Source organism: Lactobacillus kullabergensis (assembly GCF_000967195.1).
Taxonomy (GTDB): domain Bacteria; phylum Bacillota; class Bacilli; order Lactobacillales; family Lactobacillaceae; genus Lactobacillus; species Lactobacillus kullabergensis.
In genome coordinates, this window is record NZ_KQ033871.1 from 1,640,671 (window position 1) to 1,655,991 (window position 15,321).

The window sequence follows — 15,321 nt, forward strand, 5'->3', positions numbered from 1 at the left end:
TGATGAATTGACGCCAGTTCAAATTCGGAACTTAGAGAAATTAACTAAATTACGAGTAATTGACCGTACCGAATTAATTTTAGAAATATTTTCAAGTAGAGCACGCACTAAGCAAGCAAAACTGCAGGTTCAACTGGCACGCCTGCAGTATGAATTGCCACGTTTGCACCCATCAGAAAATACCCTGGACCAGCAACGCGGTAATGGTGGCTCAACTGGCGGCGGCTTTGCCAACCGTGGTGCTGGTGAATCCAAACTGGAATTGAATCGACGCACTATTGGTAAACAAATTTCTATTATAAAAAGGGAATTGCAAGCAATTGATAAGCAGGAACAAATCAAAGCCAAAAGACGTAATCAAAATCATATCCCTAAAGTAGCACTAGTTGGTTATACCAATGCTGGCAAATCTACCACCATGAATGGACTGCTAAAAGAATTTTCCAAACATAGCGATAAACAAGTTTTTGTGAAAAATATGTTATTTGCCACATTAGATACAAACGTACGCAGAATAGACTTAGAAAATAATTTTAGTTTTATTCTTTCAGACACAGTTGGTTTTATTTCTAAATTACCTCATAATTTGATTGAATCTTTTAAAGCTACTTTGCAAGAAGTTAAAGATGCCGACTTATTAATAAACGTTGTTGATGCTTCAGATCCTAATATGATTCAAATGATTCGCACTACACAAAATGTGCTTAATGAAATTGGTGTCAAAAACACTCCAATAATAACTGCCTATAACAAGGCTGACAAGTCGGAACGCAATTATCCCCAAATTGAAGGCAGCGGCATTTTATATTCCGCAGTTGACACTAAATCTATTGAAACCCTCGCTGATTTAATAACAAAACGAATTTTTACCAATTATAAAAAAATCAATTTGTTATTGCCTTTATCCGCAGGAAAGATTTTATCCTATTTACATGAAAATGCCCAAGTATTAACAGAGACATATCAAAATGATGGTGTTCATATTGCTGTGCGGCTCTCACCTAGAGAACAAGCACAATTGGCCAGTTATATTGTCTAGACGAAAATAAACGATAGAAAACTAACACTAATAAAAAAGATTCTCACTTCAATATGAGAATCTTTTTTAATATAAATTAATAATCGAAAATCAATTTGATCATTAACTTTGCCTGTAAATTAGAGAAGAACACGTTTTGCTACACAAGGATAAAAATATGAGCTGATTGTTTGTAATACAACGCCTTGTTCCGGTGTTGCAGCACTGACATACTGATTATTTCCAACATAAATGCCAACATGATAAGGCGCCTCTGTCGAACCCCAATATAATAAATCTCCGGGTTGTAATTGATTCATTGACACCGTTTGCCCAACCTTCACTTGATCAGTCGTTACACGAGGTAATTTCACACCACCAACTTGATTATACACATACTGCACCAGACCAGAGCAATCATAGCTATCTGGTCCATTGCCACCCCAGACATAACTTTTGCCTAATTGACTTTCAGCTAAATTGACTACAGCCTGTGCACGTCTTGAAGTATCGCTTGAAGAATTATTAGAAACAGTTTTATTACCTAAATTAATTGGATTTACGGTAGTTTTATTACTCTTCCTTTTAATAACATTATTTAAACTAGGAACAACTACTTTTTGTTTTTGAACCTTTTGCTTTTTTGGTACTTTTAATGCCTTTTTAGGCTTTATTTTTTTATCTTTCTTTTTTGTGGCAACAGATTTTACTTGTTCACGAGCAGTTTTAGCATCAGATTTTTCTTCTAGATCTTCAGTATAGCGAGCTTCAATCCACTCACTGTCACCAATCATATACCATAGCTTACCTTTGCGGTCCACTGCAGTTTTAGCAACATTCCACTTACTTTTATTTTTAGCACGAAAACTTATTAGTTGTCCCCCCTCAAAATTAGTCCATATCTTGACATCTTTATTTGGTAAACAACTAATTTGAATCCTCTTGACTGGGACTTTTAATGTAGCAGCATCCACAGCTTTCTGCGGTGAAGCCACACCAATTCCGGTTAGAGTCAATGCCGCGGCAAGACCCATTTTCCAAAAATTACGCTTCATCAAATCAGTTCTCCTTCAATAGCTTAATGTGATCAAAAATTAGTATTCAATTTTATTTTAAACGCTTCAGATTTTTAATCAAGTTACACCAATCAATTAGCAATAAAAAAACACTTAGAAGATTTTCTAAGTGTTTTAAATTTCAAACTTATTCTTATTCAAGAACACGTTTTGCAACTGATGGATAGAAATATGAACTTAAATTTTCTTTTACAACCCCTTGAGCCGGAGTAGCAGCATGTACATATTGATTGTCACCAACATAGATACCCACATGATATGGAGCTGTTGATGAACCCCAAAATAGAAGGTCACCGGGCTTTAAATTTTGCATTGAAACTTTCTTGCCCTGCTTAACTTGTGAATAAGTTGTACGACTCAAGTTTACTCCGGTAGCTTTGCTGTAAACATATTGAGCTAGACCTGAACAATCAAAACCTTGAGGACCATTTCCGCCCCACGCGTATGATTTACCAACTTCAGCATTTGCCAAATCAACAACTTTTTCAGCTTGTTTTACACTTTTCTTCTTGACAGTTCTGGCTTGAACTTTTGCTATTTTGACTCCCGGCTTGACAGTATAACGAGCTTGAATCCATTGATTTTCACCAATTTGATACCAAGTATTTCCCTTTTTATCAATTGCACTGCTTAAAATGCTCACTGTTTTACCGTGCTTAATTCTTTTTCCAGTAAAAGTAGGATTTTCATAATTATCCCACACATTAATGCCGTATCCAGGAACATAATTGATTTTTAACTTGTTTGTAGAAGCCTTAACATTAGTAGCCACAGAGTTGGTATTTACTGCATTTGCAATGCCAAATCCAGTAACAGTCAAAGCTGCAGCAGTAGTAAATTTAACTAAATTACTTTTAACTTTCAAAATCAAAATCCCCCCGTATTCGCATCAAATTTTTTAAAATTAAGTTCTATTTCTATGTTACAAAATCAATTTTACTCGCATATTGTTACAATAAGGTTACAATAATAATACCAGTAAGTAAAAAAGCCCTTTCAACTTCACTATACTTGAAAGAGCATATCTGCAATTTTATAAATTTTAAAATATAGAACTAGAGTTTAATTAATCTAAGATACGTTTAGCAGCGGAGGGATAGAAATAGGCACTAAGTGATTGCTTTAAAACACCTTGACTTGGGGTAGCTGCATGAACAAATTGGTTATCTCCAACATAAATGCCAACATGATAAGGTGCAACAGAAGAACCCCAGAAAAGCAAATCACCTTTCTTTAATTTTTTTAATGAAACCTTTTTACCCTGTGCTACTTGAGAATAAGTGGTTCTTGGTAAAGTTTTATCCCCAGCTTTTTTATACACATATTGTACTAAACCGGAACAATCAAAAGAGTAAGGACCTGTAGCACCGTACACATAGCCTTTACCTACCTGTTTTTTGGCTAATTTAGCTACAGCTGTCCGTTTCTTAGTTACACTACTGGCACTGACATCATTTGCAGTGGTAGCACTAACTAAAGTTACACTAGTTGTACTAGTGAAAAACAAAGCAATGAAAGTTATTAACTTAACTAATCTCTTTGAGTGTCCGTGTTTCAAAATTAAACTCTTTTCTAGTTCATAAGCAAAACTTTTTAATTCCAACAAATGATAATTAGAAATCATTCGCCCTATTTCTTCGACATTTTCTATAATACTCATTTAATGTTACACATTTGTTTCAAACGAGCTACAAAACGTTAAGAATTTTATTTTGAAACGGGTATTTTTTACAAAAGTAATTTAATTAGTTCGGTGAGTTTCTAAGACTTGTAACAATGGTAAGAAGTTCTTTTTCAGTCTGCTGCCAGTTATCATTAATTAATATGTGAGCGTCTTTTTTCAAGTTATCAGGTAATACATTTAGCTCGCTGCCACTTAATCGTTCTTTAATTTTATGCGGATCATCACCCCTTTTTAATAAACGCTCAGCAAGCATCTCTTTAGAGCTGGTAGTAATATATAAAAAATAAACTTGCTTATTGATTGCAGCCAAATATGAAGCAGCTCCCTTAATATCAACAATCAAGGATACTACATCATGGTTCAGCCAGGCTTTCTCTAATGCTTCTCTGCTCGAACCATATTGATATGAGCCATATTTAACGTGCTCAAAAAAATGCAGTTTTTTAAAACTGTCGTTAGTTTCAAAATGATAAGATCCCTCTGGGCTTTCTCCTGGTCTAATTGGCCTGGTAGTATGAGTCAAGACTCTGGGAATATCAAACTTATTTGCTAAGTATTCTGAAACAGTAGTTTTGCCTGCACCACTGGGGCCAGCAATTAAAATTAATTTTTGCAAAATCCAGGCTTCCTTTACTTGAAAACAATTCGCTTTTATAATAATATCTTTCTATTATAATGAAACATGGGTAAGAGAGGAAGTAAAACTTATTATGAAAAAAGCAGATGTGAAAGCAGATGACATTCTTAGCGCTAAATCTGAAGAAGAACTGACCAAACCTTTTTTAGGTAAAGTAGAAAAAATTTACGAAAATTCTGCCCTGCTAAAAATCATTGATTATGATCCTACTGACAGAACTGCAGTTAGTGATCTTAATCAAAAAATTGTAGTGAATTTTAAAAACTTGAAAAGCATTCCTAAAAAGAAGATCAAAGAAATTCAGGCTTTGGCCAAAAGTGATGTTAAAGTAGAAAAAATTAAAAAAGCTGCCAAAGAAAAAGCAAATACTGACAAGAAAAAAGATTAACAGCTATTTTTTAATTAAGAAACAGTGAATAAAGATTCACTGCTCTTTTTTTTTGCTGCGTTTTTGCCTAAAATTAAACCATGAAAATATTTATAATATGGAGAAAAAAGTGAAAGAAAAAGCAAGAACTGTCTTATTTTGGTTCATTTTAATACAACCGTTTTTAGATTTATATTGGTTTTACCATGGTACTCTGGCTAATATTTTACCATTTACTCTGCCTACCATTATTCGTATTTTAGCTGTGGCAACACTAGTTTGCCTTTATTTTAGTTCGCAAAATTCCTGGCAGAAACTATCACGGGAAAAGTGGCTGTTAATTTATATTATTCTTTTAGTTGTCTATTCAGCACTTCATTTACTGCATGTGCAACACTTTACCAGTGTCAGCCCTAACAATTATGGTTACACTGCCAGTGGAGAAATCTTTTATTTAATTAGAATGATGCTGCCCTTAACAGTTCTTTATTTGACTAATGAATTAGACTTTGATCAAAAACAATTGCAACTTGTGATTGAGGGTATTTCAGGACTTTTTTCAGGCACTATCGTTGTTTCCAACCTTTTTGTCATATCCCTTAAATCATATGAAACAGGAACTATTAGCGCCAATTTTTTTGAATGGTTTTTTAATCCTAATATTGGCTATTCTCATATGGCTTCCAAAGGTTTCTTCAACTTTACCAATATGATCTCGGCAGTCTTGTTCATGCTGCTACCACTTATGCTGTTCTACCTTTTTACTTCATTTAGCTGGCATACAGTTTTGCTAAATGTTGTGCAAGCTCTGGCAATGATCGAGATTGGTACTAAAGTAGCAGCAATTGGCCTAATTGGTGGCATAATAATTGGCCTTATCCTGTTTGGACTACATAAATATTTGATTAAAGATGTAAAAAACGGTGGTAAGGCATTTTTAGTTGCAGTCCTAATTGAAGTAGGATCTCTGTTGATTTTGCCTTTTGGCCCTGCAATTCAGCGTTACAATTATGAAATTTATTTAGCCAAACAATCTGACCACGACTTAACTGATGAAAAAAAGGAGCTGGCTGCGGGCTTACAAAAATATCCCAGTGGCGAAAAAAGAGCTGAATTTTTACGTTACTTCATTAAGAAAAATTATCAGGAATATGCTCTCAATCCCAAGTTTGTTTTCAAAAGCTATCCGTACCAGTATGATCCAGAATTTTGGCTCAAAATTATGAATGAACCGGGTCAAGCGCGGATGGAAAACCGCCATATTGAAAAGGCTATGCTTAATCAAGTAGTCAAAACCAATAACAACAAGCTAGACAAGCTTTTTGGTATTTCGTACATTCGAGAAAATAATATTTTTAATTTAGAACGCGATTTTACCGCCCAAATATATTCTTTAGGCTGGCTCGGAATGCTCCTGTTTGTCGGACCATATTTGGCAGTTTTATTTTATGGAGCATACAGGTGGCTAAGATATAAGTCAGCACGCACTTATTTAGTCAGTTCTTTAATTGTTGCCAGTGGCTTCATTCTGCTAGCTGCCTTTTCTTCTGGTAATGTAGTCGACTTCTTGACTGCCAGCTTTATTCTCGCTTTTGTCGAAGGAAATCTCCTGGTTCAAGTTCGTAAAAAGGAAGCAATACAATACAAAATTGCGAATTTATCATAAGATTCAATTTTAATTAAGGGGCTCATGTCGCTATCGGACTCGGTCCCTTTATTTTTACCTTTATTAACTTTTTTGACCATTAGAAAACCCCGAAATTTATCCAATTTCGGGGTTTAAACTAAGTTAGTTGCTTAAATTTTATTTTTTATTTCTCTTTGATAAATGATGAATCTGGAATTCTAATTAAATAGTAGCGAGTCGCATTATGACCAGCATGCATACCAATGCCATTCTGCCATACCTTTTTATAATCGGCCGTATAAATTGCAACATAAGCACGTTGATACTTACGGTCCATTTTCTGTAGTTCTTTTTTATCATACGGAATTTTTGCAGCATTAAGGTCTAAGGGACTTTTGCCATATGCAACAGTGGCAAAATCGCTGGATACTTTGATCTTCTTACCTGGTCTATAATAGGTAAAAGTCTGAGTGCTAATTCTTTTCTTTTTCGAATTAATCGTAACGTAACTTGAATTACCTTCCCCGGTGTTCATGACAATAGGTTCGTAAGTAATATGCGACGTAATTTTACTTGTATCCTCAAGGTCAGGATTGTCCAGTATAGTTTTGTTAAACAACCATACAATACCTACTATTAAAGCAACCACTTCAATAATATCGATTAAAAAATTTGGCCAGCTAAACTGCCTGTGCTTCTTGATAATCATAGTAATTCGGCGTTTGCGAATATTTTGCACAACAAAAACTAAATAAAGAATAACAATTACCCATAACAAAACTCCAAGTAGATTCCAGCTAACCATAACGGACCTCCTGCTTCTTTTTCCATTATATTGTAAAAAGTATCTTTTGAATAGCTGAGCTTAAAAATAGTATTATTAACGCAATAATTAAAAAACTTTTACCTGTTAAAAATTGAATATTTTTATTTAGTCTTTTTAGTAGTAGTTTTCTTAGTTTTTGCAGTATTTTTAGTGGCAGGCTTTTTTTTGGTCGAAGATGAAGTCTTTTGATATTCACGGACCTGCTTAATTTTTTCCTGCATTGCATCTGACAGTCTATCTGCAATTTCTTCTTGATTTTGTTCAATCTCTTCTTCTGTCGCTATTTGATCAATTCTAAACCCTGATGCATTCAAATATTCTGATTGTGTCTCAAAATATATAGCAACAGGATATTCTTTACCTTCTTCGAAGAAATTAGCGATCTTTTTGTAATTGCTATAAGGCAAATTAATGATATTGCTTTCCAAAGCAAAGACAACAGGCCTCTGTCCGCTTATTTCAAGTGCAACATGACTTAATGAACTATGTTTAAGTGCTGCTCTAGTTTCTGTAACTAATTTAGTCGCCAGCTCATGCATTCTAGCTTTTGACTTGCTAATGTCTGCATATTTAACAGTTTCTAAGTCTTCAATATAATCTTGTTTTTCTATTTTTGCAGTTAAATCTTTTAAGCTTATTTTCAAATTAAAAACCCTTATCTAAATTTATTAATTTTTATCAGTCTTTTATACGATACTCAAATTTTTGTTTAAAAACAATTTTTTTATTTCTTTTAAAAATATTTTTTAAAAAACACTTTTGCTAGTCAATGTTAATTTAAAATATCTAAAAACCGTTTTTATCCATAGAAAACCACTATTAAAGCAGAATTTTTGCTAATATTAAATAACACTTTGCTCTATAAAATTTTAAAAAAGCGTTTTTATAAATTATTATTTAAAAAACTTGGCCATATCTACTTTACAAGCGTTTTCACATAGAGTAAATTTAACATGTAACTAAAAATTTTTCACTAAATTTTTTAACTGAAAGGTAGACGAATATGTCAGATAAAGTTTACACAGATTATTTCTATAATTCCGAAGATTTTGATAAAAATCACGAAATGGGATACAAGGATCTTCATATTCCTGAAGGTGTTGAAGCTCAACCTTTAATTGTTCCACCAGTATTAGAGCCTGATAAACAAGAAAACAATGATGTTTGGTACACAATTGAGTCCCAAGAAGGTGACTTCCAATTTTTGCCAGGTAAAAAGACTCATACTTGGGGCTACAACTTCCCAGTTCTTGGTAAAACTATGGTTTTGACCAGAGGTCAACACGTTCACGTAACTTTGAAGAACAGCTTGCCAGAATTAACTACATACCACTGGCATGGTATGGAACTTCAAGGTCCTGGTAATGATGGTGCTTGCCACTCACCAGTTTATCCAGGTGAAGAAAAGCATATTGACTTTACTGTTAAGCAACCGGCAGCCTTAACATGGCTTCATGCTCACCCATGTCCATCAACAGCCATGCAAGTTTGGATGGGGCTGGCAATGGGTGTCGTTATTACTGACGCCAACGAAGCTAAGTTGCCAATTCCTAAGACATACGGCAAGGACGAGTTCCCAATTATTTTACAAGACCGTATTTTCCACGAAGATAACCAATTTGACTACAAGGCAGACTACAACGCAATGGGTATCTTTGGTGATACTCCAATTATCAACGGTGTCGTTCGTCCATACGTTGATGTCACTACCCAAAAAGTACGTTTGCTCTTCTTAGGTGGTTCCAACCGTCGTGAATGGCGCCTGCACTTCAGCGATGATTTGGTAATGACCCAAATCGCCGGCGATGACTCATTCTTGGAGCACCCAGTTAAATTGACTAAAGTCTTAATTGGACCAGGTGAGCGTCAACAAGTAGTTGTTGATTTCAGCAATTACAAAGAAGGCGATGTTGTCAACCTTTACACTGATGACTTCAAGTTGGTTGAATTCAGAATTCACAGCTATGAAAAAGATGACAGCGTAATTCCTGACACATTGTTCAAACCATACGATCCAGTTGTTAACCCTAACTCATCAATTCCTCATGTTACTATGGACAACCACAACATGATCAACGGCAAGTTGTTCTCAATGGAAAGAATTGACATGAAGCAGGAATTGATGAATGCTGAGTACTGGGATGTAACTAACACAAACGATAAAGTTAACGGCATGTTGCACCCATTCCACACTCACGGTGCCCACTTCTTGGTTGTATCACGCAACGGTAAAGAACCATATCCAAACGAAAGAGGCGTTTACAAAGACACTATCGAAGTAGCACCTCAAGAAACGGTTCGCATAAAGGTTTACTTCCAAAACACAGGTGTGTTCATGTACCACTGCCACATTATCGAGCACGAAGATGCCGGTATGATGGCGCAAATTCAAATTGTTGATCCAAAACACCCAGACAAGAAATATCATTTGATGGACATGGAAACTTTGACTAAGGCATTCGCCGAAGAAAGAGGAGTACCTGAAGACGAAGTCTTCTGCCCAGGAATGGACGTTGAAGGTATGGCAGTTAAAGGTGAAGATCACAGTCTTGATGCTTTATCAAGCGCAACTCACCACTAATTACCGCTTTCAATAAAGAAAAAATAAAATTTAGCAAAATCGCTCATTAATTTGAGCGATTTTTTGCTTTTAATAATCATCCTATGTTTAAATAGCTTTATGAAAAAGAAAAGATTTTCCTTTAAAGCTATTTTGATATTACTATTGGTTATTTTTTCTCTAGGTTTAGTCTATACAATCTTTAATTCTACAGGTGTTAAAGACCGCTATGATTGGTTAACCTTGAAATCATCCCAGAAGTTAGATGTTCCTTTAGAAAATCAGTATCCGGATTTGCCCAACGGCTGCGAAGTGACTTCTCTTTCGATGCTTTTGCGCTATTATGGTGTTAAAGTTAATAAACTCGATCTCTCAGAGAATATTAAGCACGTTTCTTCATATACGGATGATGGCAAATACCGCGGCAACCCTCATGTTGGCTTTGTTGGCTATATGAGTCAGGCCAATGCTGGCTGGTGCGTTTATAATGAACCGCTAGAACAAGTCGGACTAAAGTACACTAGTCGTATTAAGAATTTCACGAATCATGATTTTATCCAAGTAATAAAATTGGTTTCTGATGGTCATCCAGTTTTAATTATTACTACCACCAATTTTAATCATGTTGGCGACATGCAAACGTGGCAGACAGCTCAAGGTGAAGTTCATGTGACTCCGTCTTCACACGCTTGCGTTATTACCGGCTTTGATAAAAAGGCACGAATCGTTTACGTTAATGATCCCTTTGGTCATAAAAACAAAGCAATACCTTGGAAAAACCTGGAAAAAAGTTATAACCAGCAAGGAAAGCAAGCATTATATGTGGAATAAAAAAGAGCAGATTCAATTAAGAATCTGCTCTTTTTCAAATCGAGGCCCGTTAAAATTAACAGGTGACTACTTCTGTTCACATCAGGTTGGTCAACCACCAGCACTTCCCGTGCCTGCCACTTAAGGCGGGTGTCCTCATACAAATACGCATCTCGCGTTTTTGTCGACTCGCATTAATTATTATACTTATCTGAGTAACGTTTGTAAAATTTTTTTATTCTGAAGAAAATTTCCACACACATATTTGATAAAAGCATCCCCAAAGCAATTGATCCTGTGACAATTATTACTCTTAAAACTGCGTCATTTGCACCCCTAAGGTTGCCGGATGTTAATTCACGCACAGCCTGGTATGCTGGAACACCTGGCACTAAAGGCACAATCGCAGGGATATAAAAAACTGTAGCCGGGCATTTTTTCATTCTGGCAAAAACTATCCCTAAAATACCAATCGCAAAAGAGCCAAGTAAATTGGATAATAACCGACCCATCGACGCTCTCATTGACAGCCAATAAATAATCCAGCTAATAATTCCACTCACGCCGGCCAAATTAAGTACTCGTCTTGGGACATTGATTGTTAATGCAAAACAGGCTGAAGCCAAATAGGCGAAAGCAACATTAATTACTATTTCTAACCAAAAAGGCATTTTCTAAGCTCCTAAAAATTTTAAGACAATACCAACTCCGCCGCCCAATGCAAATGCTGTAAGCAGAGCCTCACAAATTTTCACCATTCCTGAAAGAATGTCACCTTTAAATAAGTCTCGCAGTGCATTTGTCAAAGCAAGACCCGGAACTAAAGGCATCAGCGCACCAGTTAGAATATGGTCAATAATCATTTGCGGAAAAAGTTGAACTAAACCGGCTGCAATAACCGTCATAATCAAGGCTGCAACAAGTTCAGCCAAGAATTTAACGTTAGTAAAACGTTTAAAATAATAAAATGAAAGAAATCCAATAGCTCCCACAATAGCCGCAGCAGGAAAATCAATCCAATCATAATTATTCATGAACAATACCATGAGCGTTGCACTTAAAATTGCGGCTCCAATCGTCTGTAGCCATATGGGAAAATTGGGATAATCACCCTTTGCCATCTTGGTAACTTCTTTTTTAACTTCTTGCAAAGTTATTTTTTTATCTGCAAAAGCACGGGACAAAGAATTGATACGGTCAACTAGTTCAAGGTTGATATTGCGCTCATGTACAAGTGTGCTCTGGCAATAGTTACCATGATCCAAGCTCATAAAAACACCCGTTGGTACTACAAAAACACGTGGATCAGGTTCACCAGCACTTTTGGCAATGCGCACCATCGTATCTTCAACCCGATACATTTCGCTTCCGCCTTCAATCATTAATTCACCGACAGTTAAGCAGGTCTCAAGCAAATCTTGGTAAAACAATTCACCTGGTCTAGCATTCATTTTTCACCTCAAAGTTTATTCATAGTCTCAATATCAATAGTTTTATCAACCCAATTGCCTTGGAAAAAATCACGTTCATGGCTAACGATAATTACTCCTCCCGGAAATTTAACGATAGCCTGTCTTAATGCGTCTTTAGAATCCCGGTCCAAATGATTGGTTGGCTCATCCAAAAATAATAAATTTGCCGGTTCAAATAACATTTTTGCCAGTTTGACTTTTTCCTGCTCACCGCCTGATAGCTTTTTCAAAGGGCTCATTGCCTGTTGAGCAGTGACGCCCAATTTTGCCAAAGCCCCTCTTAATTCTTTGGGTTTTATGCGTTCAAAGTTTTCCTGCAAATATTGCAAAGGCGTCATGTTATTATTTGGCCAAGTTAATTCCTGTTTAAAGTAAGCAATTTTAGCAGTTTCAGACAATTTATAGGTACCAAAAATCGGATCAAGTTGTCCCAGTATGGTTTTTAAAAGCGTTGATTTCCCAATACCATTAAAACCGGTAATAGCAACTTTTTCATTACCTCCAACAGAAAAATTGAACGCTTCTTTGACTAATGCCTGATCATAGCCAATTACTAAATCCTGTGTTTGCAATAAAAGATTGGCTGCTGTAGCCACATAAGGAAATGCAAAGTGAGGTTTATGGTTATTTTTAGGTGGATTCAGTACATCCATTTTTGCAAGTTGCCGAGCACGTGATTTTGCACTTTTTGAACGGGTACCAGCCTTATTTTTGCGAATATAAGCTTCTGTTTTGGCAATTTTACGCTGCTGGTTAGCATAAGCTTTCATATACGTTTCCCGATTAGCTTCTTTTTGACGCATTGCCTGTTTTAAAGTACCTGTATAACGTGTAATTGTGCCGATATCTATATCAATGATACAATTGGCAATTCTGTCTAAAAAGTCATAATCATGGCTAACTACGATAAAAGCACCGGCAAAATTGTTCAAATAGTCAACCAGCCAATCGATATGAGAAACATCAAGATAGTTGGTCGGCTCATCTAGCAGCAACACATCTGGAGTCTGCAAAAGCAACTTAGCCAAAATAATTTTTGACCTTTGACCTCCTGACAATTGACTCACATCATGATCATACCCCAGTTCTGCCAGACCTAATCCAGATGCAACTCGTTCAATTTCGGTATCAATATTATAAAAATTATTTTCTTCCAGGTAGGTTTGCATCTTACCAGCTTTTTCTAATATAGAGCTATCACCCTCAGCTGCATACTTTTCATATAAAGAGTTTAACTCTTTTTCCTTATTATAAAGTGATGCAAAAGCCGTACGTAAAAACTGGCGAATTGTCACCCCTGGTTTCAACTTGGCATACTGATCAAGGTAACCAATTGCAATTTTGTTTTGCCATTTAATTTGTCCATCATCAGGTAATATTTCACCAGTTAAAATTTTAATCAAGGTCGATTTGCCAACCCCATTTTGACCAGTCACGCCCATATGATCTTCTTTGTTAAGTACAAAACTTGCATCTTGATATAAAGTTTTATCTTCAAAACCTTGTCCCAAATTTTTAACTGTTAGTATGCTCATTATGCATCTCCCTAAATATCATTATAAGTTGTACAAAATAAAGTAAAACTATCTTTAATCTTTTGGCTTGGTTTTGCTAATATGCACAATAAAAAAGTGGGCTATTTGCCCACCTTTTCGTCATTTTCTTGTTCATATTTCTGCAAGGAATCCAATACTTTAGGCCAATAACGCTTAGGTAAAATCAACTGCAATTTATCATTATATATTGGAAAATCGCTTGCTTTCATGCCAGTAATTTTAGCTAAATCTTTATTAGATAAATGATGTTCACGTGCAATTCGTTTAATTTCAGCAGAAGCATGACCGCGAAACCATGAAAAAGCAAAGAAAAATAAGGCAAATATGCTTGCTGCTAATACAGAAGCAGGTAAATTCCAATGAAATGTGCGTAAACAAATGAATACTATGGCAATAAAAGCAATAAAGGCTGATATTGTACTATAAACAGCTATAAATGCAGATTGCTTACGCATATTTATTATCCTCCTTTACCAAGCACAGTTATTGACCTGCAGAATTATCTCCACTTGTTCCAATTCCTGAGGAATTGCCATTTGACTCATCAGTTACTACTGAACGGTAAATCTGATAATTAGTAAATGGTCTGGGATCTTTCCACTTAATATTATTGTTCTGCTCATTTAACTTATTGAGTTTCGTTTCATCATTATCCAATACTTTTTTATCCAAGTCAAGATTGGTACGTATCTTGTCAGAAGCCTTTTGAAGCTCTTTAGTTGATGCTACCTGAATAGATGCTCCATCAATCCAAGCATCATGCCCCTGAATATAACCACTGGCAATATTCTGGGAACAGCCGCGGTAAGTCAGAGCTAAGGCTAACATATCATTAAACGTAAGATTAGTTTTGACATATTTTGAAAAGATCTTAACCAACTTGCGATAATTGGTAATTGAGTCAACTGAAATAGCTTTATGAACTACAGCAGTGATAACCTGTCTTTGACGCATTTGCCTGCCATAATCACCTCGAGGATCATCATGGCGCATTCTAACATATGCTACAGCATGGCGTCCGTTTAAGTGCTGTTTTCCTTTATGAAAATCACACCAATCATATGAAAACTTGAACGGCACTTTAACGTCAACTCCACCAACAGCGTCAACCAGGCTTTTTAGAGCTTTCATATTTACTTCCACATAGTAATGAATGGGAACACCAATTAAAGCTGAAACAGTTCTCATTGAAGCAGAACTGCCACCAATGCCGTATGCCGAATTAACCCGAAACATATTGTACTTATTTCCAGGATCACCTAAAATATTAGCGAGAGTGTCTCGAGGAATTGAAGTCATTGTCGACTTATTTTTAGCAGGATTTGCTGTTGCCAAAATCAAAGTGTCAGAATTACCTTTATCATGTCGTCCTTCAAGTCCCTGATCAACTCCGAGAATTAAAACAGAAATCGGCTGTCTGTTGGCAATTCTTGCAGATGTGGCATAATTGCCACCATTGCCATCAATTGCACTGTGCAAAGCAAAATACATGTGTGCTACCCAAGCTAAGCCAAAGCTGACACACAAAACAGCTGCAATACCACAAATCCGAGCAAAAACGCTGCCTTTAAAGGCTTTAGCAGGTTCTGCCAAAGCAATATTCCGATGAAGATTTAGGGAAGAATGCTTTTTGTGGTAATCTTCTCTGCGTTTTGAATTTGGATTCATTCCTCTATTCAAACCCTTTC

16 protein-coding genes are annotated in these 15,321 nt (G+C 35.9%); 5 read left to right on the top strand and 11 right to left on the bottom strand.

The window, feature by feature from the left end; translation table 11 throughout:
• The coding region (hflX, locus tag JF76_RS08270) for a GTPase HflX (protein WP_045928602.1) at nt 1–1,039 on the top strand (1,039 nt) is incomplete at its 5' end.
• Between the two features lie 119 nt (nt 1,040–1,158).
• On the opposite strand, the gene JF76_RS08275 is transcribed toward hflX, so the two are convergent.
• The 4 genes from JF76_RS08275 to JF76_RS08290 form a co-directional block, all read right to left on the bottom strand.
• A complete protein-coding gene (locus JF76_RS08275; protein WP_045928603.1) occupies nt 1,159–2,073 on the bottom strand; it encodes a C40 family peptidase in 915 nt (304 codons plus the stop codon).
• 154 nt (nt 2,074–2,227) lie between these two features.
• Nucleotides 2,228–2,959 carry a C40 family peptidase gene (locus JF76_RS08280; protein ID WP_045928604.1) on the bottom strand — a complete coding sequence of 244 codons (732 nt, stop codon included), beginning with the start codon at nt 2,957–2,959 and terminating at the stop codon, nt 2,228–2,230.
• Between the two features lie 201 nt (nt 2,960–3,160).
• The gene (locus JF76_RS08285; protein ID WP_244267938.1) at nt 3,161–3,754 is read right to left on the bottom strand and encodes a C40 family peptidase; all 594 of its coding nucleotides are present in this window, start codon (nt 3,752–3,754) and stop codon (nt 3,161–3,163) included.
• A gap of 85 nt (nt 3,755–3,839) precedes the next feature.
• On the bottom strand, nt 3,840–4,394 hold the full coding sequence (locus JF76_RS08290) for a guanylate kinase (RefSeq protein ID WP_045928605.1): 555 nt from the start codon (nt 4,392–4,394) through the stop codon (nt 3,840–3,842).
• A 94-nt stretch (nt 4,395–4,488) separates the two neighbouring features.
• Between JF76_RS08290 and JF76_RS08295 the strand changes: the two genes are divergently transcribed.
• Nucleotides 4,489–4,803, top strand: a complete 315-nt coding sequence (locus JF76_RS08295) for a hypothetical protein (protein WP_045928606.1) — start codon at nt 4,489–4,491, stop codon at nt 4,801–4,803.
• A gap of 109 nt (nt 4,804–4,912) precedes the next feature.
• Nucleotides 4,913–6,448, top strand: a complete 1,536-nt coding sequence (locus tag JF76_RS08300; protein ID WP_045928607.1) for an O-antigen ligase family protein — start codon at nt 4,913–4,915, stop codon at nt 6,446–6,448.
• 145 nt (nt 6,449–6,593) lie between these two features.
• Here JF76_RS08300 and JF76_RS08305 read toward each other — a convergent pair whose 3' ends face one another.
• Nucleotides 6,594–7,214, bottom strand: a complete 621-nt coding sequence (locus JF76_RS08305; protein WP_045928608.1) for an LVIS_2131 family protein — start codon at nt 7,212–7,214, stop codon at nt 6,594–6,596.
• Nucleotides 7,215–7,336: 122 nt separating this feature from the next.
• Nucleotides 7,337–7,879 carry a hypothetical protein gene (locus JF76_RS08310; RefSeq protein ID WP_045928609.1) on the bottom strand — a complete coding sequence of 181 codons (543 nt, stop codon included), beginning with the start codon at nt 7,877–7,879 and terminating at the stop codon, nt 7,337–7,339.
• A gap of 359 nt (nt 7,880–8,238) precedes the next feature.
• Between JF76_RS08310 and JF76_RS08315 the strand changes: the two genes are divergently transcribed.
• Together JF76_RS08315 and JF76_RS08320 are read left to right on the top strand one after the other, a co-directional pair.
• Complete coding sequence (locus JF76_RS08315) at nt 8,239–9,816, top strand: multicopper oxidase family protein (protein ID WP_045928610.1); 1,578 nt, start codon at nt 8,239–8,241, stop codon at nt 9,814–9,816.
• Nucleotides 9,817–9,915: 99 nt separating this feature from the next.
• Complete coding sequence (locus JF76_RS08320) at nt 9,916–10,626, top strand: C39 family peptidase (protein WP_045928611.1); 711 nt, start codon at nt 9,916–9,918, stop codon at nt 10,624–10,626.
• Nucleotides 10,627–10,799: 173 nt separating this feature from the next.
• On the opposite strand, the gene JF76_RS08325 is transcribed toward JF76_RS08320, so the two are convergent.
• The 5 genes from JF76_RS08325 to JF76_RS08345 all read right to left on the bottom strand — a co-directional run bounded on the left by JF76_RS08325 (nt 10,800) and on the right by JF76_RS08345 (nt 15,301).
• A complete protein-coding gene (locus JF76_RS08325; RefSeq protein ID WP_045928612.1) occupies nt 10,800–11,276 on the bottom strand; it encodes a threonine/serine exporter family protein in 477 nt (158 codons plus the stop codon).
• 3 nt (nt 11,277–11,279) lie between these two features.
• A complete protein-coding gene (locus tag JF76_RS08330; protein WP_045928613.1) occupies nt 11,280–12,056 on the bottom strand; it encodes a threonine/serine exporter family protein in 777 nt (258 codons plus the stop codon).
• A gap of 8 nt (nt 12,057–12,064) precedes the next feature.
• Entirely contained in the window at nt 12,065–13,612 is a 1,548-nt protein-coding gene (locus JF76_RS08335) for an ABC-F family ATP-binding cassette domain-containing protein (RefSeq protein ID WP_045928614.1), read from the bottom strand.
• Nucleotides 13,613–13,713: 101 nt separating this feature from the next.
• A complete protein-coding gene (locus JF76_RS08340) occupies nt 13,714–14,088 on the bottom strand; it encodes a hypothetical protein (protein WP_045928615.1) in 375 nt (124 codons plus the stop codon).
• 28 nt (nt 14,089–14,116) lie between these two features.
• Complete coding sequence (locus JF76_RS08345; RefSeq protein WP_045928616.1) at nt 14,117–15,301, bottom strand: LCP family protein; 1,185 nt, start codon at nt 15,299–15,301, stop codon at nt 14,117–14,119.
• Nucleotides 15,302–15,321: the final 20 nt, after the last annotated feature.

Excerpts from the sequence above, each read along its gene's own strand:
- JF76_RS08340 (WP_045928615.1), bottom strand. The coding sequence starts at position 14,088 with ATGCGTAAGCAATCTGCATTTATAGCTGTTTATAGTACAATATCAGCC.
- JF76_RS08295 (WP_045928606.1), top strand. The coding sequence starts at position 4,489 with ATGAAAAAAGCAGATGTGAAAGCAGATGACATTCTTAGCGCTAAATCT.
- JF76_RS08335 (WP_045928614.1), bottom strand. The coding sequence starts at position 13,612 with ATGAGCATACTAACAGTTAAAAATTTGGGACAAGGTTTTGAAGATAAA.
- JF76_RS08315 (WP_045928610.1), top strand. The coding sequence starts at position 8,239 with ATGTCAGATAAAGTTTACACAGATTATTTCTATAATTCCGAAGATTTT.
- JF76_RS08325 (WP_045928612.1), bottom strand. The coding sequence starts at position 11,276 with ATGCCTTTTTGGTTAGAAATAGTAATTAATGTTGCTTTCGCCTATTTG.
- JF76_RS08275 (WP_045928603.1), bottom strand. The coding sequence starts at position 2,073 with ATGAAGCGTAATTTTTGGAAAATGGGTCTTGCCGCGGCATTGACTCTA.
- JF76_RS08320 (WP_045928611.1), top strand. The coding sequence starts at position 9,916 with ATGAAAAAGAAAAGATTTTCCTTTAAAGCTATTTTGATATTACTATTG.
- JF76_RS08305 (WP_045928608.1), bottom strand. The coding sequence starts at position 7,214 with ATGGTTAGCTGGAATCTACTTGGAGTTTTGTTATGGGTAATTGTTATT.
- JF76_RS08330 (WP_045928613.1), bottom strand. The coding sequence starts at position 12,056 with ATGAATGCTAGACCAGGTGAATTGTTTTACCAAGATTTGCTTGAGACC.
- JF76_RS08285 (WP_244267938.1), bottom strand. The coding sequence starts at position 3,754 with ATGAGTATTATAGAAAATGTCGAAGAAATAGGGCGAATGATTTCTAAT.
- JF76_RS08345 (WP_045928616.1), bottom strand. The coding sequence starts at position 15,301 with ATGAATCCAAATTCAAAACGCAGAGAAGATTACCACAAAAAGCATTCT.